Annotated in this window: 11 protein-coding genes and 1 pseudogene; 3 read left to right on the top strand and 9 right to left on the bottom strand. The window is 64.0% G+C overall.

Features of this window, described 5'->3' with window-relative positions; translation table 11 throughout:
- From ELY13_RS11890 to ELY13_RS11905, 4 genes are read right to left on the bottom strand one after another with little or no spacing between them, the layout of a single operon-like run.
- The gene (locus tag ELY13_RS11890) at positions 1–1,308 is read right to left on the bottom strand and encodes a TRAP transporter large permease (RefSeq protein WP_241233678.1); all 1,308 of its coding nucleotides are present in this window, start codon (positions 1,306–1,308) and stop codon (positions 1–3) included.
- Positions 1,305–1,757 carry a TRAP transporter small permease gene (locus ELY13_RS11895; protein WP_126174142.1) on the bottom strand — a complete coding sequence of 151 codons (453 nt, stop codon included), beginning with the start codon at positions 1,755–1,757 and terminating at the stop codon, positions 1,305–1,307. Before ELY13_RS11895 ends, ELY13_RS11890 begins: the two co-directional genes overlap by 4 nt.
- A complete protein-coding gene (locus ELY13_RS11900) occupies positions 1,754–2,866 on the bottom strand; it encodes a CapA family protein (RefSeq protein ID WP_126174143.1) in 1,113 nt (370 codons plus the stop codon). The genes ELY13_RS11895 and ELY13_RS11900 overlap by 4 nt, the downstream gene beginning before the upstream one ends.
- A gap of 21 nt (positions 2,867–2,887) precedes the next feature.
- Complete coding sequence (locus tag ELY13_RS11905) at positions 2,888–5,575, bottom strand: TonB-dependent receptor plug domain-containing protein (RefSeq protein ID WP_164549788.1); 2,688 nt, start codon at positions 5,573–5,575, stop codon at positions 2,888–2,890.
- 136 nt (positions 5,576–5,711) lie between these two features.
- On the opposite strand from ELY13_RS11905, the gene ELY13_RS11910 reads away from it, so the two are divergent.
- Positions 5,712–6,389 (top strand): GntR family transcriptional regulator, encoded by a 678-nt coding sequence (locus ELY13_RS11910; RefSeq protein ID WP_126174145.1) that lies wholly within the window; start codon positions 5,712–5,714, stop codon positions 6,387–6,389.
- 265 nt (positions 6,390–6,654) lie between these two features.
- Here the strand turns inward: ELY13_RS11910 and ELY13_RS11915 are convergent, their stop codons facing one another.
- On the bottom strand, positions 6,655–8,889 hold the full coding sequence (locus tag ELY13_RS11915) for a TonB-dependent receptor (RefSeq protein ID WP_206436050.1): 2,235 nt from the start codon (positions 8,887–8,889) through the stop codon (positions 6,655–6,657).
- Between the two features lie 321 nt (positions 8,890–9,210).
- Here ELY13_RS11915 and ELY13_RS15680 point away from each other — a divergent pair, with 321 nt between their 5' ends.
- A complete protein-coding gene (locus ELY13_RS15680) occupies positions 9,211–11,043 on the top strand; it encodes a flagellin N-terminal helical domain-containing protein (protein ID WP_206436051.1) in 1,833 nt (610 codons plus the stop codon).
- Positions 11,044–11,120: 77 nt separating this feature from the next.
- Here the strand turns inward: ELY13_RS15680 and ELY13_RS11925 are convergent, their stop codons facing one another.
- Genes ELY13_RS11925 through ELY13_RS11935 form a run of 3 tightly spaced genes read right to left on the bottom strand, consistent with a single transcriptional unit; the run spans position 11,121 to position 16,671 of the window.
- Complete coding sequence (locus tag ELY13_RS11925; RefSeq protein ID WP_241233679.1) at positions 11,121–12,479, bottom strand: TolC family protein; 1,359 nt, start codon at positions 12,477–12,479, stop codon at positions 11,121–11,123.
- A gap of 8 nt (positions 12,480–12,487) precedes the next feature.
- Complete coding sequence (locus ELY13_RS11930; RefSeq protein ID WP_206436052.1) at positions 12,488–15,592, bottom strand: efflux RND transporter permease subunit; 3,105 nt, start codon at positions 15,590–15,592, stop codon at positions 12,488–12,490.
- Positions 15,589–16,671, bottom strand: a complete 1,083-nt coding sequence (locus tag ELY13_RS11935; protein ID WP_126174149.1) for an efflux RND transporter periplasmic adaptor subunit — start codon at positions 16,669–16,671, stop codon at positions 15,589–15,591. Before ELY13_RS11935 ends, ELY13_RS11930 begins: the two co-directional genes overlap by 4 nt.
- A gap of 229 nt (positions 16,672–16,900) precedes the next feature.
- On the opposite strand from ELY13_RS11935, the gene ELY13_RS11940 reads away from it, so the two are divergent.
- Positions 16,901–18,436 carry an amino acid carrier protein gene (locus ELY13_RS11940; protein ID WP_126174150.1) on the top strand — a complete coding sequence of 512 codons (1,536 nt, stop codon included), beginning with the start codon at positions 16,901–16,903 and terminating at the stop codon, positions 18,434–18,436.
- Between the two features lie 423 nt (positions 18,437–18,859).
- Here ELY13_RS11940 and ELY13_RS11945 read toward each other — a convergent pair.
- Positions 18,860–19,317 (bottom strand): annotated as a pseudogene (locus ELY13_RS11945) (TonB-dependent receptor); the annotation flags it as partial.

The raw sequence follows: 19,317 nt of genomic DNA on the forward strand, positions 1-19,317 counted from the left end.
TCAGGTTCCAAGCACTTGCGGCAGCCACAGGATCATGGCCGGGAAAAGGATGAGCAGCAGGAGGTGCACGAAATCGGTCGCGAGGAACGGCAGAACCCCCTTGAAGATGCGGCCGATGGAAACGTCCTTCGCGACGCCTTGAATGATGTAGAGGTTCATCCCCAGCGGCGGGTGCACGAACCCGATCTCCATGGCCCGGGTGATGAAGATGCCGAACCAGATCGCGCTCAGCCCGGTCGCCTCCACGATCGGCAGAAGGATCGGGGTGGTAAGCAGCATCAGGGCCAGCCCGTCGAGCACCGACCCGAGCACCAGCAGCAACAGCGCGATCAGCACCAGCGTGCCGAAGCGGCCCAGCCCCAGCCCTTCGACCAGGTCCCCGGCTGCGCTCGCCAACCCGGTGACGCCGACGAACACGGAAAAGATCAGGGCTCCGATGATGATGAGGAAGATCAGCCCGCTTGTCCGCAGCGTCTCCCCGAAGGCATGGAACAGGTTTTCCCGGGTCAGCTTCCCGCGCACCACGGCGATGAGCAAGGCACCCGCCGCCCCCATTGCCGCGGCTTCGGCCGGGCTGATCCAGCCAAGCGCGATGCCGCCGATCACCAGCACGATCAGGAGCGTGATCTCCCAGATGCGGCCGAGCGCCCGCCACCGCTCCCGCCATGGGGCGCGTTCTCCCGCCGGCGCCAGTTCCGGGCGCCAGCGAACGACGAGAAAAACCGCGAGTGCATAGAACAGCGCCTGGGTGATGCCGGGAATGATCGCGGCGGTGAACAGCGATCCGATGGACGTTTCGGCGATGATCCCGAACACGATCAGCGCACCCGAGGGCGGGATCATTTGCCCCAGCGTTCCTCCGGCTGCGATCGTGCCGGTAGCCAGGGCATCGTCGTAGCCGCGCCGCCGCATTTCGGGAAAGGCCACCAGGCCGACCGTCGCGGTCGTCGCCAAACTCGATCCGTTGATCGCGCCGAACCCTCCGCAACCGGCGATCGACGCGTAGGCCAACCCGCCGCGGCGATGCCCGACGAGCTTTGCCGCGGCATCGAACAGGTCACGGCTGGCATCCACTGAAAAGAAGATGTGCGCCATGAACAGGAACAGCGGAAGGGTTCCAAGCTCATACCGTGTCAGAGTGTCGATTACGACGACGCCCGCCTTGATCAGCGCCGCCTCAAGTCCAAGGATCAACGTCAGGCCGCCCAGCCCGACCATCCCCAGGACCGCGCCGATTCTCCCGCCCAGCAGGAGCAGTACCAGGAGGATCAGAACGCCAATCAGGCCGGTTCCGGCGGTGTCCATCATGTCGAGCGTCCCCGCACGATGCGGAACATCAGCAGGAGGCAGATCGCCAGCAAGCAGACATTGGCGAACAAGCGCAGCAAGCGCCACGAGAGGCCGAGCAGTTCGCTTTGCTCGTGCGCATCCCACAGATCGATGGAAAGCCAAACGGAACCGGCAAACAGGGCCACAAAGAAGATCAAGCTCAGCACGTTGGAAAGCCGATCGGCGAGCGCGCGCCAGTTCGCCGGCAAGCGGTCGACCACCAGGCGAACCCGCGCATGGGATTGCTCGGTCGTGGCGATGACCAGTCCGAGTGCTCCCGAGACCAGCACGGCAGCCTGCATCAGTTCGATCGAACCTGTCAGCGGCAGGCCGATGTTGCGCCCGATGACCGCCAGCGTGTCGATTGCGGTGGCGGCAAGCAGCGCCACACCTCCCATCAGGATCGCACCATTCCTCAACGGCTTCATACCGCTTCCCTCACCAAACCGTCATTGCCGATGCGGATAGGCGGCATGCCGGCGGCTACCGTGATCCGCTCCACGTAGTCGGCGATTTCCCGAACCCTTGCGCCGTGGGCCAGCACCGGCCGCCCGGGAGGCTCGACATCCACGGGCACTATCCTGACCACCAGCAATCCTCCGCTCTCGACCTGAAGTATCCCGATGAAGGCATTCACCGCCTCGGGATGAAAAGGCGCCATCGTGTATCGGGGATCGGGTTCGAACCCGAACATCTGCCGCCGTTTCTGCGCCCATTCGCGGCGCTGGGGGTGGTCCTGTCCGGGCGAAAGGGCGCTGGTGACGACGCAGCCGTTGCCGAGCCCGTGGAAAATCGGCTTTCCGGCCCGAAACTCTATCCCGCGCACGATATGCGCATGGTGGGAAAGTACGGCATCTGCGCCCATGTCGATCGCCGCGTGGGCAATCGGCCGTTCGTACGGCGCCAGCTTCGCGGGAGTGTGCACGATCCCCTTGTGCAGGGAGACCAGTACAAGGTCGGCTTGCGCGCGCGCCTTCGCGATGTCGCTCTCCAGCATTTCGAACGCGGCCGGATGCACGCTCCGAAAGTCAGCTTGCGGCGAGACCGGAGATCCGTCCGCCGTGATGAGGGGGAGAAACGCGCAGCCCGGCCTACCCTCCCCAGCCCAGGCAAATCCGGGGCCTACGCAATTGTAGCTGAGCAAGGCGACACTCACCCCGCCGACATTTGCGACGGCCGGGGTTCGCGCGCCTTCCAGGTCAGGGCCGCAACCGGCTTGGGCAATTCCGCTGCGCTGCAGGCCGCCCAGGGTATCCAGTATGCCTTGCGGGCCGCAATCGGCGATGTGGTTGCCCGCCGTGCTGACCATCCCGATGCCGGCGCGCGCAATCGCCTCCAGGTTTTCCGGCGGTGCACCGGGAGCCGGTACATCGCCTGCCGCTTCGTGGGAGCAGGACGTATGTGGAACCTCCAGATGACCGATAGCCAGATCGCAGGCCAGTAGCCCCGGGGCTATGCCCGCCAACCAGTAATCGGCATCCGGTTCATCCAGAACCAGATCGCCCACAACGGCGATGCTGATCGTATCCTTGTCCATGCGCCCCCCCTCAATCCGCGATCAGAAGCGAACGCGCGCTCCGACCGCGAACTGACGCCCGATCGGATTGGCCGCCGTCGCATCGTAGCCACCGCTGCCGTTGCCGCTGGGGGCGAGGTTTACATAAGGCGGGTCAAGATCGAACAGGTTGCGCACTTCCCCGATCAGCTCCAGCCCGCGGGTGAAGGAATTGCCGAAGCTTTCGCCCACGCGCCATGTCAGCGTCAGATCGACCGGGGTGAAGGAGTCCACGTCCTCCGAAGGCGTCACGAGGTTATTGGTGTACCCGCCGACGTGGGTCGCCAGCACGCGCGCGGTGAGGGGTCCATGATCCCACGTCGCCGTGGCGCGGGCCTTGAACCGCAAGGGCTGGAATATGATGTTCAACTGATCCACCAGGGGCGCCGCCGGAGCCACCGCCACCTTGTAGTCGGTGAGATACGTCCCTGACGCGCTGAGCGACAGTGCGTCGTCCGGCCCCAGATCCATGAAGTAGGTGACGTTGAAGTCGATCCCCCGGGTGATTGACTTGCCGAGATTCAGGGAGCGGCCGTCGACGAACAGGGTGACGTTGTCCACGCTCCCCCCTGGCAATGCGCCCAGGACCCTTGTCCCCTCCGCGATCAGCTGCGCCACGCGGTCACGTGCCGCCGCGCCGCGCAGGATCACGCCCGTCCCGGCATACTGCTCCTCCTGGCCTAGAATGGAGAGGTTGGAGAGATTGCCGGTAATCTGATTGTCATAGGCAACATCGAAATACGTCACTGACATCCGGAGGTTGTCGATCGGCTCCACGTCGGCGCCGACCGACCAGGTTGTCGCCGTTTCCGGCCCCAGATCGTTGTTCGGCCCGGAGCCGAACGTGATGCCGATGATCGGCTCCCCACCAGCGGGGTTCTGGTAGTTCTGCACGAAGAGATTCGAGCTGTTGCCGTAAATCTCCGGAATGGTGGGCGCGCGGAAGGAAGTACCGTAGCTGGCGCGCAGCTTCACTCCGTACACAGGCGTCCAGTCGAGGCCGAACTGCGGGTTCGTCGTATCACCGGCATCGCTGTAGCTGTCATGGCGCACGGCGGCGGTCAGCTCCAGCTCCTGGAAACCGGCGGTGGCATTGCCCGGTCCGAAGATCGGCAGCAGGAGCTCGGCGTACACAGAGTCCACGGTGCGATCGAAGGAGCGGAAGGTGGTCGGCGTATCGGGCGCACCGCGCGCGGCGCCCAGGTCCACCTCGAACTCCTGCCGTTCATAGCCCGTGGCCATCCGGACCTCCCCGCCAGGCAGGGTGAACAGCGGGCCACTCGCACCGGCTTCGTAGAACGTCAGCTGACCGTCGGTGGGAGCCAGGAATATCTGGTCGAAAATGCCGTCGATCACATCCTGCGACGTGCGCCCGAGCCCGTAGGGATCGAACGCGGTCGCTGGATCGCTGCTGGCCAGCGCGGCGTTGAGGGCGGGGTTGTCCACGCCGTCGTACGAACCGGAGAAGTCGTGCGTTTCGCCGTAGGCCGCCAGCGCTTCGAGTTCCCAGCGGTAAGGCAGCTGAACGCGTACGCCCGGCGACACCTGCCAGCTTTCGGCATATCCGCTCGTCCCGGTCAACGGGATCTCGTTCACGAAGCTGTAGTCGATCTGGTACCGCGTACCGGTGAAACCGTCGGGGCGAACGAAGAAGGCATTCGTTTCAGGGACTGTCAGACGAGTGGACGGTTGAGCGCTCAACCGTTCGAACTTGCGCTTGGAATAGAAGCCGTCGACGAAGAATTCGGCCCAGTCGGTGAGCTCATAGGTTCCCGTCGCGTTGAACGAATTGTACTCTTGCTGAGGGAAGAGATCCTGCCCGATCAGGTTGTTGCACAGATTGGCCGTTCCCGCAGTAATCGCGTCCGCATTGGCCTGTGTATACTCGCTCGGAAGGGCGTAATTCACGCCGCCAATTACCAGCGTACCCGGCGCACAGCGGGTGGTTCGGTAATCGTCGCCACCGAAGGGGCGCTGGTCGGCGACGAAGAAGTCACGATCGTCGCCGCTCAGGTTGGAGCGCTCCACATGTTCGAAGGCAGCCATGACTTGTCCGCGGGCGAAGGTCTTGCCGACAGCAGCGCCGGCCGACCACTCGTCGAACACGCCGTCCTCCGCAAAGCCGTACCGCGCGAAAGCCTCGACACCGTCGAGATTCCGCCGGGGGATCAGGTTCACCACGCCGGCGACCGCGTCCGATCCGTAGATCGCCGAAGCGCCGTTGGCGACAATTTCAACGCGCTGGACGCCAAGCGTGGGAAGAACGGAAGGATCGGTCGAGCGGCTGTTGTTTACCACGCGATGTCCGTCGATCAGCACGAGCGTGGCGTAAGGGCCGATGCCGCGTAAGTTGACGCTGTTGCCGTAGGTGATGTTGCCCGAACCGCCCGCTTGTCCGCGCGAGTTTTCCGATACGCCGAGGTCGAACACTTGCGGCAGTTCCCGGATCACCCGGTCGATCGTGACCGCACCGGACGCCGTGATCTCTTCCCGCCCCAGCACCGTCGCCGTCGCGCCTACCGGGGCGCCTGTGCTGACGCGGCTGCCCGTGACGATGATGGCGCGCTCTTCGTCGACATTTCCGGCAACGGAAGCATCTTGAGCTACAGCGAATTCCGGAAGCCAGAGCGCAGCCAGGGCAGTACCGCCCAGTAGCGCCCGACTCCTCAGCAACCGACCAGTCCGAGGCATGTTCGTCTCCCATCTACCCGGCGTTCTTCGAGGCCGGTGCCCGCAACAACTCTCCCAAGTCTGGAAACACGGCAACTGAAAACTGGATAACGAAATTGTTGACGATATTGTTCGGCACTTTAGAAGGGGATCCACCATGACGCCTCCTCTCTCCTCGCTGCCCACGAAGGGACCGACCGGCACCGAAATTGCGGAGTGGATACGCGCGCAGATCCGGGCCAACCGGCTGGTGCCCGGTCAGCGGCTGGTGGAAGTCGACATCATCCGCAAGACCGGTGGCAGTCGGTTCAAGGTGCGCGAAGCCTTCCACCGGCTCGCCGCCGAAGGGCTCATCGATCTTGAGGAATTCCGCGGGGCGTCCGTCCGGGAAGCGTCGATGGATGAGGTTCGCCAGTTCTACCGGGCGCGTGCGGCGCTTGAGGGGCTTTGCGCCGGCGACTTCGCCCGAAAGGCCTCGAAGCACGAAAAGGAACGGTTGGAGAGTCTCGCTTTGCGGATGGAGGAGTGTGTCGAGAACGGCACGCCTGAACTGTTCGGATCGCTGAACGCTGAGTGGCACACGCTGATCATGCAAGGTGGCGGCAATTCCGTCGTCGAAATGCTTGTCAAACGACTCTACACGCCGGTTCACCACCTGCTTTTTGAGACGTTCTACCGAAGCGACCGCTTGCGAGAAGCGATCGAGGACCACTCCAGAATTCTGGAGGCGGTTCTGAACGGCGATCCTGAGGCAGCAGAAAAGGCGATGCGCGCCCATATCGAAAACGGGCACACCTTTCTTGCCGAACTCGACCGGGCCGTGCACCACGCTTGAACCCGGGTTCACGGATCCAGTCGGGTCACCAAGGCGGAAAGGAACCGTGCGGTCCTGCCCCGCCGATACGGCGCGCCGTTCGGCCCGACGAGGTGAAAGCCGGCGCCTCCCACCCCCGCGCTTGCCACAGGCGAGGCATCCGCCAGAAGCGTAAGGGTCGACCCGCCCCCTTCGCGACCTGGCCGGTCGCTGACTACCCGCCACCTGCTTCCAAGGACGCTGACTTGGCTGACAGGCGGCGGGTGCGGAGAGGGCCTTGCTGTGCTCAGAACCGAACGGTGGCGCGCAGTCCGTATTCGCGCGGAGCACCATAGAATTCGTTGTTGCCGGATTGGCCGCTGACAAATTCCTCGTCCGTCAGGTTCGTCCCGTAAGCCTCCACGGTCCAGTTGCCGGTCTGCAGCGCCAGTTGTGCCGAGAGAAGGCCGCGCCCTTCGAGATAGTCGAGAGCCGGATCGTAGAAGAGGTTCGTCCAACGCGGCCCGACATAGCCCCAGTTCAGGCGAGGCGTTAGGGATGCGCCGCCTGCAAGCAGAAACTCATAATAGACGCCGAGATTGTAGCTCCACTCGGGCGAGAACAGGTTCGGTCCGCCGCCTGCCTCCTGCAGAAACGGGCCATAGTCGAAGCACGTCGGCGGATTGGAAGGGGCACCTGCCGGACACTGCGGCCCGAACTGGTTGAGCGGCGGCAGCAGGCGCCGATTGACGATCTCGACCGAGTCCAGGCTCGAGTCCACATAGGCTACGCCGGCATCGAAGCCGAACCCTCCGAACTGCGCCTGCAGCTGCGCCTCGATGCCCTTGATCGTGGCGTTGGCGATGTTCGTCACACCCGTCTGGCCGGTCGCAAGATCGGTCGCGTCGAACTGGAAATCGCTGTAATCCATGTAGAATGCGGCGATTTGCGTGCGCACCCGGTTGTCGAGAAAGGCCGACTTCCAACCCAGTTCGTAGTTCCACACGGACTCGGGTCCGAATTCAGAAGTCGCCGAGTTGGCGCCACCGGGCTTGTAGCCGCGAGCAACGAAGGCATAGACGAGACTGTCCGCATCTGGCGTCCAGTTGAGCGCCAGCTTGCCCGTGACCAGCCCATCATCGTGAGTGCCGGCAAGATCGGCGACCACCAGCCCGTTCGGCGGAAAAACAGGTATCCCGCGCCCAATGCTGACCGATCCTCCGCCTTCCGCCTCGAAGCCGGAATAGCGCAGGCCAAGCTGAACCTCGAAAGCCGGATCGATCTCGTACGTGGTATGCGCGAACACGCCCCACGTCGTTTTCTTCTGCGAGATGATGATGTCGGTCGGGTCCGGAGCGAAGGGCCCGCCGTTACGGTTCTCGATATCGACGTTGATCATGTTGCGTTGGAAGTAGGCGCCGAGAATCCAGTCGAAGGCATTCTCTGCCGGGGAGATAACGTTGAATTCCTGGCTGTATTGCCGTTCGCCGGCGTACTGGTCCTGGGTCTGGTTTGCGCTGATCCCGGGAGCCGGCGGAGTGATGGCAGCGTCGCTGTCGTAGAGATTGTTGATCCGCTTGAACGTGTATCCGCTCTGCGAACGCAGTACCATGCCGTCGTCCAGTTCATAGCGCAGTTCCAGGCTGGACAGAAAGCCACGCTCGTAGTTGCGGGTCGGGGCGTTGTACGTAAGCTCGCGAATATCGTCGGTGCGGTTGTTGTCGAATGCCGTCCCCTGGATTGGCCGATAGGCATAGCCGCCGGTGTTCCTGTCGATCCATTCGACCTTGCCGAGCGCCGTGAAGGCGCCGGGTTCCCACAGCACGCCGAAGCGGCCGGCATATTCCTCCAGGCTCCCTGGTTCATTGTCGAACGGGCCGAGATCTTCGTAGTAGCTGTCGCGATCCCGGAAGTTTCCGGCAGCCCGAACAGCCAACGTGTTCGTCAGCGGGAAGTTGATCGCGCCTTGCGCCGTGACTTCGTTGTAACTTCCGTAGCTTGCCTGGGCGTAGCCCTTGACCCGGTCTGTCGAGGGACTCTCGGTGTTGATGAAGACCGCGCCGCCTGTTGCGTTTGATCCGACAAGCGTCCCCTGCGGGCCGCGCAACACCTCGACGCTGCGTATGTCGTAGAAGCTGGAGGTGGTCAGGACAGGCGGCTGGAATACACCATCGATATATACCGCCACGCCATTGGCGACAGCCGGCGAACCGCTGGCGATGCCGATACCCCGGATGTTGACCGACTGAGTGAGGCCCGCATCGGTCACCGACAGCGACGGCGCCACGAACTGGAGGCCTTCAATCCGCTCGACGCCCTTGTTCTGGAGAGCTTCACCGGACAGCGCCGTCGCGGCAATTGGAACGTCCTGCAAATCCTCCTCGCGTCGCAGTGCGGTGACGACGATCTCGGACAGCGCCCCCCCGGACGCGACACTGGTCGTGCTTGTTGGGCTTGTTTCCGGAACGCCCTGAGCCTGAGCTGCGGCCGATCCAGTCGCCACAGCGATGCCAGCCGCCGACGTAACCATCCATGCCCTCATCCGACTCTCCCCTCTGTTGTTATTGTTTGTTGACATCGTTGTCGTGCCAACAGGCAAGAGGCTCAAGACCAGCAAGGAAGTCAACCGGTTTCGCGAAGGAGCGGTGCGAGTTCTCGACCCCCCCGTTCGGCGGCAGGTCGCTATCCGGCGCAGTCACTCTGGCAGAACCTGCCGACCGCATCGCTGACCACTTCACTGCTCTCCAAGTAGGGCGGAAGCGAACCTGCGAATAACCTTATCCGGGTCGATTCCGGATACCCAGGATCGCGTTCAGCCCTTGCTATAATGAAGGGTCGGAGCAGCGGAGAAAACACCTTAACTATGGTTTCGATACTCACCAACGTGGCCGCGCAACAAGCGCTGCAGATCCTGACAGCGAGCGAGAAGTCATCCGCTGGGACGCGCGCACGCATCGCCACCGGACTCGCTGTTGCCAGTACCCGGGACGACAGTGCGGTGTTCATCCAAGCGCAGACCTTGCGGGGGGATCAACTCAGCTGGAATGCCGTGGGCACCGGACTGGCGCGTTGGCAATCGATCACGGATGTCGGAATTTCCGGAGCCGAAGCGGTCAGCGACCTGATCATCGAGTTGAAGCAGAAGGCGTTTGGCTATGCCGATGCTTCCGACACCCAATTCCGCTCGGCTATCCGCGCCGACATGGAAGCCCTGATCGATCAGATCGACCGCGTGGTCGACAGTTCCGAGTTCGGGGGTGTCAACCTGCTGAAGGGCGTTCCCCAGCCTGCGACCCGGTCCCACTATTCCTACAAGCTCCCCGGCTCCACCGTGAACCCATCGGGCTTCGCCAGCGTCAAGATGGCCGCCATGCCGCCGGGCTCGTCCTACTCGGTGGCGCAGTCGCATTTCCACCAGCTTCCCGCTTCGCCGCTTACGCCCGACAGTTTCGATGCAGCACGCAGCCAGATGATTGGTTCGAACAGCAAGACAATCAGCGTCGATGCCGGGACGACGGCGGGGCGGGTGAATCTGCTGGTCAACCACTTCGGGTCCCCGGACACTGTCGAGATCTGGCAGGCTGGCGTCCGCGTGGCCGCCTCCGGGCGGGCCTACGCGGCCGACGGCGAACCCGTCCAGGCCCCGATCGCCGCGACCGCGCCCGCAGTGGTGAGCTTCGACTACGATCCGGCTAAGGGCCAGCAGATCGAGGTGCGATTGAATTCCGGCTCTTCGGGCACCAACCTCTGGTCTGTCGCCGCAGACAGCTTCCAGTTGCAAGATCCTGCGGAGCCGGTGCCTGCCCCTTTTCCGGTCTGGAACGACGTCTGGGGATGGAGCAGCACTGCGATATTCGATCCGCCCGTGGCCAGCGCCAATCCGGAAGAAGTCGCGCAGGCACTCGACGATCCACTCGACGAGCGGGCGTTGCCGATCGGCGTGAGCGCCGAGTACACGATCAATGGCGGGCCGGAGGCGGGGCGTGTGGATCTTGTCTTCGACGCCTTCGACCTGCCGGATACGATGGAAGTCTGGCAGGACGGCGTGCGTATTGCAGCCTCTGGCCGGTCGTACCAATCTGGCGGCGCGCCTGTTGACGACGCCCTGGCAGTGACAGGGGTGCAGCGCATCAGCTTCGACTATGATCCGGACGCAGGCCCCGTAACGTTTCGCTTCAACGATGGGGAGGCGGATCCGAACAGCGCCTGGCTGGTGGGGGCAATTTCCTTCCGCAAGGATGCCGGCGATCCATTGCCGGTGCCCGAGTCCGGGATCGGCGGACAGCAGTATCCCGCATTTGGGCCAAGGCGCTATGATATCAACACCATGCCGGGCAAAACCGGCCAACGCATCTCGACGCATGACCTGAGCTCCGAAGCATTGCGGCTCGACGCCAACAGTATACCCTGGGGCAACCCGCAAGACCTGCTGGATGTGGTTGAGCGTGCGGAGAAGACCGTCCTGGACGCTACCGCCTATTTCGGACGTCACCACCGGATGCTGGCACAGCGCGTAAAGGGAGTAATGCTGCGCAACGACGTCCAGGCGGAGGCGCTCGGAGCCCTCGTCGACGCCGATCTTGGAAAGGAGCATGCGCGGCTCAAGGCCCAGGAAGTGGGTCAGCAACTTGCAATGCAGGCGCTCGCGATCGCAAACAGCGCGCCCGAGGTGGTGCTTACGTTGTTCCGATCGTAGCGGTCGGTGCCCCAGCGGAGCGACGAAGGATAGTGCCCGAACGATGGCCCTGCCCCACCCGGCTCGACCCCGGGTCCTTATCTGGCGCAGTTCTCCTGACAATGCCCAACGGCGGCGTATAATCCGACGATCGAGGAGGCGAGTGCCGCTTCGCTGTCGATCAACGCCTGACGACTGGCGATCAGCTGGCGCTGCGCGTCGAGTACGTCGAACAGGGATGCAAGCCCTTCCCTGTAGAGAGCGTTCGACTGGTTGAAGGCCGTTTCGCTTTCCTCGATGGCTTGAGCCAGTTCACGGGTGCGATCCGAGTAGGCCTCTATCGCCACGAGCGCGTTCTCGACCTCGGCCAGGACTACGAGCGAAGCCTGCCGGTAATCCGCAAAACGCGCCTCCGCTTCCGCGCTGGCGGCCGCGATCTCCGCCCGGCGGCGCCCCCCATCGAACAAGGGTAGGTTGAGCGAGGCACCGAGTGTCAGCAGGAAATCGGAAAGGACGCCGCCGAGCGATCCGGCACCGAGCGCAATCTCGCCCGGAATGACGAGGGACGGCAGCAGGTCGGCCCGTTCCGCTCCGATCTGCGCTGCCGCTTCCACCAGCCGCGCTTCGGCGACAAGGAGATCGGGGCGGCGGCGAAGGAGATCGGCGGGTACGCCGCGCGGCGGCCCTCCGACAAAGCGCGGTATGCCTCCGCCTTCTTCCACGACCGGGGGCAAGGAGCCGGGGAAACTCCCGATCAGCACCGCAAGCGCATTGGCCGCTTCGGCGCGCTGCAATTCCAGCAATCCACGCTGTGCCCGCGTTTGCGCGAGATCGGCGGCGGCACGGCGGACGTCCAGATTGGCCGAGAGTCCAGCCTCGTTTCGCAACTCGACGATCCGCAGCGTCTGCTGCTGCAGTTCCGTCGATTGATCGAGCAAGGCGAGCCGTTCCCCCGTTCGCCGCCATTCAATATATCGCTGCGAAACGTCCGCGGCGACCAGCCGGCGAACATCGGCGACGAGATACTCGGCTGCGGCTGCGGACGCGGCGGCGGCCTCGATTTCAGCCGACAACCGGCCGGAAAGGTCCGGATCGAAGATTACTCCCACGCCGGGCGACACAGCATCGCGCAGCCCGGAAGCGCTGAGGTCCGCACCCGCTGACACTCCGGCATCGACCGACGGGAGACGATCCCCACGTTCCGCCCTCAGCAGCGCGCGGGCTGCCTCAAGCCGCGCGGCCGTGGCCGCGATGTCGAGGTTCTCCGCTTGCGCTGCCGATATCAGCGCGTTCAGCGCCGGATCGTCGAAGCCGGTCCACCACGCCTCTCCCGTCCCGGAAGGTGGCCGGTAGTCTGCACCGTAGTCGGGCGGCATGGCCACGTCCGCCCGGCCGGGAGCCTGGACTACCGGACTGGCGCAGGCCGCGACCGCGAGGCAAGCGGGGAGAAGGAGCAAGCGGAAGATCATGTGGCCGCCGAAAGCGCCTCGTCCTTGTCGACTTGCGCAATCTCCTCCCGCAGGCGTGAGAAGTCCTGGCTGCCCGACTTCCCGAACCGCGCAATCCCAAGATAGATCACCGGGGTCAGGAACAGGGTAAAAACGGCCGCGATGCCCAATCCCCCGAAGATTACCCAGCCGATCGACTGGCGGGCTTCGGCCCCTGCCCCGCTCGCCAGGATCAGCGGCAGCGCGCCGATCACCGTCGAGATCAGCGTCATCGCGATCGGCCGCAGGCGAATGGTGGCTGCTTCCTCCACGGCTTCACGCAAATCGCGCCCTTCGTGGCGCAGCTGGTCGGCGAACTCGACGATCAGAATGCCGTTCTTGGCCATCAGGCCGATCAGCATGACCAGACCGATCTGGGAATAGATGTTGAGCGAAGTTCCCGACAGAAACAGGGCGAGTATTGCCGCCGCGACGGCGAACGGCACGGTCAGCATCACGACCAAGGCACTGGTCAGGCTTTCGAACTGCGCCACCAGCACCAGGAACACGATGACGAGCGCGAAGAGATAGGTCAGGAGCAGGTCGTTCGATGTCTCCTCGAGCGACTCCGCCTCACCCTGAAGCAGCATGTCGATATCGTCCGCGACCGCTCCATCGGCAAGCCGCCGGATCTCGTCCACCGCATCCTGGAGCGAGGTACCGGACGCTATGTTCGCCTCCAGTTCGATGGCCCGGCGCTGCTCCGTGCGGTCAAGTTCAGCCGCGATCCCCTGCTCGGAAATCCGGGTGACGCTGGACAGGGGGATAAGGGCCCCGCCCGTTCCGCGGACAGAGAGGTTGCGCAAGTCTTCCGGATTGTTGATCGCGGCGGCTTCCGCGGTGAGGAAGATCGGGACCGCCTGATCCCCGACGTTGAGATCGACGATCTCGTCGCCCCCCACCATTGCGCGCAGCGTCAGCGCAAGGTCATCGAGCTCGACCCCGAGATCGGCGGCACTGCGGCGGTCGATCCGGACCGAAAGCTGCGGCTGGGTCGGCTGGTAGGATATGTCCGGGTTTGACAGAATGTCCGACTGGGTGTCGACCGCCTCGGCAAGGGCCTGGGCGGAAAGGTAGATTTCAGAATACTCCGCCCCGGTAAGGGCAACCTCGATCGTGTCGCCGCCGCTGCCCCCGAAGCTCAGCGTGCCCCGCCCGCTGGCGTTCACGCGCGAACCGGGGATGCGCTGCAACGGGGTGTGCAGGGCTTCGACCACTTCGGTTTGACTGCGGTCGCGTTCGTCCCACGGGGCGAGATCGGCCGTCAGCTGAATGCGGTTTGGGTCGTAGCGGCCAACGATGGAAAGCACCGAAGCGATTTCCCCGCTCTGCACCAGGGGGCGGATGACCCGTTCGACCTCATCCAGTTCGCGGTCCATGAAATCGAGCCCCACACCATCAGGGCCGCTCGCACTGATCTCCACGGTCCCGCGGTCCTCATCGGGAACCAGTTCATTCTCGAGCGACCCGTAGAGCAGGGCCGAGGCCAAGGCCGCCGCCAGCGAAACGCCGACAGTGGCCCAGGCGTGATCGAGGCAGCGGCGCAGCGCAGAATTGTACCAGTGTTTGGTTTTCTCTCCCCACCGGGTGAGCCGGCCGCCTTCCCCGCCTGCGGTAAGATCGATCCTGGCGGCCAACGCGGGCACGAGCGACAAGGCAACGAAAGAGGACAGGATCACGGCCACGGCAAGGACGAACCCGAACTCGCGGAACAGCCTGCCCGCTTGCGACGGCAGGAAAGAGATCGGCACGAACACGGACACGAGCACCGCCGTGGTGGCGACGACTGCAAAGAACACCTGCCGGGTTCCGACCACCGCCGCCGCCCGGCGCCCCAGCCCCTGGCCCTGCAAACGCTGGGCATTCTCCAGGACGACGATCGCGTCATCGACGATCAGGCCGGTTGCCAGCACCAGCGCCAGCAGCGTCAGCAGGTTGATGGAAAAGCCCATCAACCAGATCCCCGCGATTACCCCGACCAGCGCGATCGGTATCGTGGTGCTGGGCACCAGGGTAGGCTTCAGCGCGCGGAAGAAGGCGAGCATTGTCACGACCACGACGGCGATGGTGAAACCGAGCGTGATCAGGACCTCGCGCACCGAAATCTTGATGAATGTCGCATCATCGGAGACCACCTGGATATTGATCTGCGGAAAACGCTCCCGCAGGCGCTCCACGGTCCCGCGGATCGAGTCCGAGATGGCGATCGTGTTGGAACTAGCCTGCCGGATCACGCCGAGTCCGATCACCCGCTCCCCGTTCAACCGGACGAAACTGGTGGCATCGGCTGGCGCGAAATAGGCCTCCGCCACATCGCCGACGCGCGTCGTGCCCTGAACCACCACGCCCTTGATCCGCTCGGGATCGTTCGCGCTCGCTTCGGCCCGGACGACCAGTTCCTGGGCATCGGAGCGAAAACTGCCGACCGGCACGTCAAACGGGGCCCGCTGCAAGGCGGCGACGACATCGCTGATCGTCAGCCCGAAACGGTTGAGGCGCTGCGGATCCACGCTCACGCGCATCTGCTGGGGGCGTGATCCGAATTGCCCGATGCTGGCGACCCCGTTCGCAGTCAGAAGTTCCGGCACGATGTCGTTGTCGATGACCTGCGTCAGCTCCGCCTCGTCGTATTCTCGGCTTGAAACGGCCAGCGTCATGATGGGAGATGCGTCTTCATCCGCCTTGACGACCGTCACCTGCTCTACCCGGTCGGGCAGTTCGCGGGTCACCCGGCTGACTGCCTCGCGCACATCGGCCGCGGCGGTATCGAGATCGGTGCCCGGGTTGAATTCCACCCGTATGCGCGAATTGTTCTCCTCGCTCGAGGAACTGATCTGCCGCACGCCCGTGACCCGGGCCGCTGCATCCTCCAGGATGCTGGTCACTTCGGAGTCCATCGTCTCGGGCGCGGCGCCCGGGAAGGTGGTGTTTACGCTGACGATCGGACGGTCGACGTTTGGAAGCTCCCGCACTTCCACTCCCATCAGGGCAGCGATCCCGGCAATCAGGATCAGCAGGTTCAGCACGCCGATCAGCAGCGGGCGCTTGACGGCAAGCATCGGCAGATCGCTGCGTTCGCTCACCTGGCTGTCGCCCCACTCGCGGCAGACCGTCGCAGCCGGACTTCGCGCGGCGGCACCCCGGCGGGCTGGACCAGATCCACTTGCTGTCCTTCCCGCACCTTCTGCACGCCTTCGACGATCACCAGATCGCGCGGGCCGAGCTTTCCGTTCACCAGCGCCAGGCCTTCGCGGCGGGAGGCAATGGTAACGGGGGTACGCACCGCCTTGCCGCCCTGCACCAGCCAGAGATAGGCCCCTTCGCCTCCCCACACGACCGCCTCCTCGGGAAGCGCGGGCCGCGGCACTCCCGGGCTCGTGAAGTTCACGCGGAAGCTCATCCCCGGCCGCAGCTGGTCGGACGAATTATCGATTGCAGTCCGCACCGTGTAGGTGCGCCTTTCCGCCGAGACGCCGGAATCCACCGCGATGACCCGCGCATCGATCTGCCGGTCCGGGTTCGAAAACGGGATGACGGAAACCACCTGACCCGGGCCGAGGCGGCTGAAGGCCGTTTCCGGCGCGGGAAAATCGACGAACAAGGTGCTGCGGCGGTCGAGCTGCGCAATCAGCGTATCCGGTCCGATGCGGTCCCCCGGATCGACCTCTGTCAGGCCGATATGGCCCGAGAACGGGGCCCGGACGGTCCGGTCCGCCAGTTCTGTCCGCGCTTGTTCCAAAGCAATCCGGGCGGAAGCCAGCGCTGTTTCCCCCGCCTCGATCTGACTTTGCGAGATCGCCCCGGTGTCTTCGATCCTCCGGTAGCGGGCGAGCAATTGCGAGGCTTCTTCCACCTGCACCTGCGCCAGGTCGACCGCGAGCCGCTCCCGCCGGCTGTCAAGTTCGACCAGCGGAGCGCCCGCCCGAACGAAATCGTTGGCGGAGAAGCGCACGGCTCGCACCAGTCCTGCCGCCTGCGGGTATATCTCGGCAGACGTTTCCGCGCGCGCGGAGCCGACCGCCTGCACCTGCAGTTGTTCCGGCAGGATCTGTGGCCGCTGCGCGACGACGGGCACGGCTTCAGGCTCCCGCTCCACCTCCTCCGCGGTGCAGCCGCTGAACAGCAGCAGCGCCGCACCCGTAAGAGAAACAATCGCCTTCATACCGCCGTTCTAGAGAATGGCATGCGATTGCCAAGCAGGCCGAAGTGCGGAAACCCAGACATTCCGGATTCAGCTCCGCCGCGCGCGCGAGAAATCTGTCCGGAAGATAGCTGCATGATGCGGCCAAGCCAGCGGCGTCCTCACGGCGTCGAGGTTGTGATTGGCTGCGTTGTGACGCAAGGTGGCGACGGGATAACAGGTTGAGGAAAGGATCCGCGTGGCCGCGAGCATGACTGGAGCCGAAGCTTGGATTGAGCCGATATCGAACGTATCGGACTTCATCTGGGTCGGGTTATGGGGCGGTAAGGAAGTCATTCCATTCCCGCCGATGGCCCTGATCCTGCTGGGTGTCGGCTTGTGGATGATGGCCGGGCTCCGCTTCTATCCGGTCCTCAAGCTCGGCAGCGCATTTGCGGGACTGTTCCGGTCGCGCAAGGGATCGGGAAGCGGCGAAATCTCGCCGTTCGCGGCGCTGTCCACCGCGCTTTCGGGCCAAGTGGGCACCGGGAACCTCGCAGGGGTGGCGACAGCGATTGCACTCGGGGGCCCAGGGGCGATCTTCTGGATGTGGGTCACAGCGCTGTTCGGCATGGCGCTGGCCTTTGCGGAAGGAAGTCTTGCCATCCGCTACCGCGAAAGGACCTCAGACGGGATCTATCGCGGCGGGCCCATGACCTACATCATGATGGGCCTTGGCCCGAAGTGGACCTGGCTGGCGATCCTCTTCTGCATCGGCACGCTGTTTTCGGCGCTCGTCACCGGGAACTCCATCCAGTCCAACGAAGTCGCAAGCGGTCTCAATGAACTGTTCGGATTCGAGCGGTGGCTAGGGGGGCTGATCGTTGCCGTGGCGGTGTTTGTCGTCATCATCGGAGGCATCAAGTCGATCGGTACCGTTGCCGAGAAGGTGGTGCCCATCATGGCCGCTGCCTATGTCGTCATGGCACTGGTCGCGCTGATCCTCAACTTCGGTGACCTGCCGGAAACCTTCGGCCGGATCTTCGCGGGCGCCTTCAACGTGCAGAGCGCGAGCGGCGGTTTTGCCGGGGCAGCGCTGATCATCGCCATCCGGGCAGGCGTCGCCCGCGGCTTGTTCTCCAACGAGGCGGGGCAAGGGTCGACGCCGATCGCCCATGCCGTCGCGCAGACTGACGATCCTGAGCAGCAAGGCCGCATGGCGATGCTCGGGACCTTCATCGACACGGTGGTGATATGCACGATGACCGCGCTCGTCATCCTGACGGTCGAAGGCGATTTCACGCACACGCTTCCCGACGGATCAGTCGAGGCAGTGAAGCACGTCTGGCAATCCGACCTCGGAACCACCGCGATGTCGGGCTTCGTGACAACTTCGGGGGCATTCGCCGCGGCCTTCCCGTTCGTTCTGGCCGGGGTCCCCATCGGCACGCTGATCGCCAGTCTTGCGCTGATCCTCTTCGTGTTCACCACTCTGCTGACATGGTCCTACTATGGAGAGCGGGCGATCACCTTCATCTACGATCGCGTTCCCGGATCCACGCGCGGGGGTGAAAAGGCGCTGCACATCGCATGGCGCGTGATCTGGTGCGTGATGATCTTCATAGGCGCGACACAGCCTTCGCAGTTGGTCTGGCGGCTGGGTGATATCTCCAACGCCACGATGGCGCTGCCGAACCTGCTGGCACTCGCTCTCCTGTCGGGCGTCGTTTTCAAGCTCGCGCGCGGGGAGAGGAAAGCCGGAGCCGATCACGGCAAGGCCACGCCGGAGGAGCCGGAGCAGTATTGACCGCGGGCAAGAGCGTCGCACCGGGTGGCCTGGACTGTCGGAATGGCTGCATCTGGGACTTGGCTGTTGTTCGCCAAGGTGATGGCGAACAACAGCTTGCGGCAGGTTAGGACCTCCAAAGAATCGCCGGAACCGCACCGTTTGACGGGCAAGGCAGGCTGGTGGCCGACAGTCGGCTTTTGATCGCAGGTGTCGAAAGCGGACACCGCTCAACAAGCCACGATCCGGCTACCGCCCGCGGCAACCTTGTGTCCGCTCCTCAGGCGTCACACGTTCGGAACCGCGCCGATGGGCTGTAGGCCACGGCGGCCGGTTGCTTCCGATACGCAGAGTGAGTCGTAGATCTGGGAACAGCGAACATTGCATCTGAGGGGGGCGGCGGCGGCGGAGGAAGGCCGAAGCTCCGCTCCACCGCCAAAACGATCAGAACTCGATCCCAAGCTGCACGTACCAGTTCCTGGGCCGGGCATAGATCCGTTCTGCATAGCCAAGCGTCCCGAGCGAAGCATTTCCCTGGATCAGGTACCGCTCATCGAACACGTTGATTACGCCTGCGGTCAGGTTCCAGCGATCGTCTTCGGCTGCCAGTTGCAAGGAAGCGTTGCCGACGAAATAGGGGTCCTGCTCGATAATCGGAACACTGCCGGTGATGAAGGTGACGCTTGACGTGTAGCTGCCGTCAAAGCGGGGAGTAAGCGTGTAGGCGCTGCCGATGGGGAATTCATAGGCGATCCCGAAATTGCCCTGGAAAGTCGGCGTGAGAGGCAGTTCGTCACCTGGTTGCACGGTTGCGGTGGCGCCCGGTATTGGCGTGATCGAAAGGATTTCGTCATCCAGCACACTGAGCCCCGCATCCAGCGTCAACCCGCCATAGGGGCGAT

Source organism: Altericroceibacterium xinjiangense, from assembly GCF_003958635.1.
Taxonomy (GTDB): domain Bacteria; phylum Pseudomonadota; class Alphaproteobacteria; order Sphingomonadales; family Sphingomonadaceae; genus Altericroceibacterium_A; species Altericroceibacterium_A xinjiangense.

Excerpts from the sequence above, each read along its gene's own strand:
- ELY13_RS11910 (WP_126174145.1), top strand. The coding sequence starts at position 5,712 with ATGACGCCTCCTCTCTCCTCGCTGCCCACGAAGGGACCGACCGGCACC.
- ELY13_RS11890 (WP_241233678.1), bottom strand. The coding sequence starts at position 1,308 with ATGATGGACACCGCCGGAACCGGCCTGATTGGCGTTCTGATCCTCCTG.
- ELY13_RS11905 (WP_164549788.1), bottom strand. The coding sequence starts at position 5,575 with ATGCCTCGGACTGGTCGGTTGCTGAGGAGTCGGGCGCTACTGGGCGGT.
- ELY13_RS11895 (WP_126174142.1), bottom strand. The coding sequence starts at position 1,757 with ATGAAGCCGTTGAGGAATGGTGCGATCCTGATGGGAGGTGTGGCGCTG.
- ELY13_RS11935 (WP_126174149.1), bottom strand. The coding sequence starts at position 16,671 with ATGAAGGCGATTGTTTCTCTTACGGGTGCGGCGCTGCTGCTGTTCAGC.
- ELY13_RS15680 (WP_206436051.1), top strand. The coding sequence starts at position 9,211 with ATGGTTTCGATACTCACCAACGTGGCCGCGCAACAAGCGCTGCAGATC.
- ELY13_RS11915 (WP_206436050.1), bottom strand. The coding sequence starts at position 8,889 with ATGAGGGCATGGATGGTTACGTCGGCGGCTGGCATCGCTGTGGCGACT.
- ELY13_RS11940 (WP_126174150.1), top strand. The coding sequence starts at position 16,901 with ATGACTGGAGCCGAAGCTTGGATTGAGCCGATATCGAACGTATCGGAC.
- ELY13_RS11900 (WP_126174143.1), bottom strand. The coding sequence starts at position 2,866 with ATGGACAAGGATACGATCAGCATCGCCGTTGTGGGCGATCTGGTTCTG.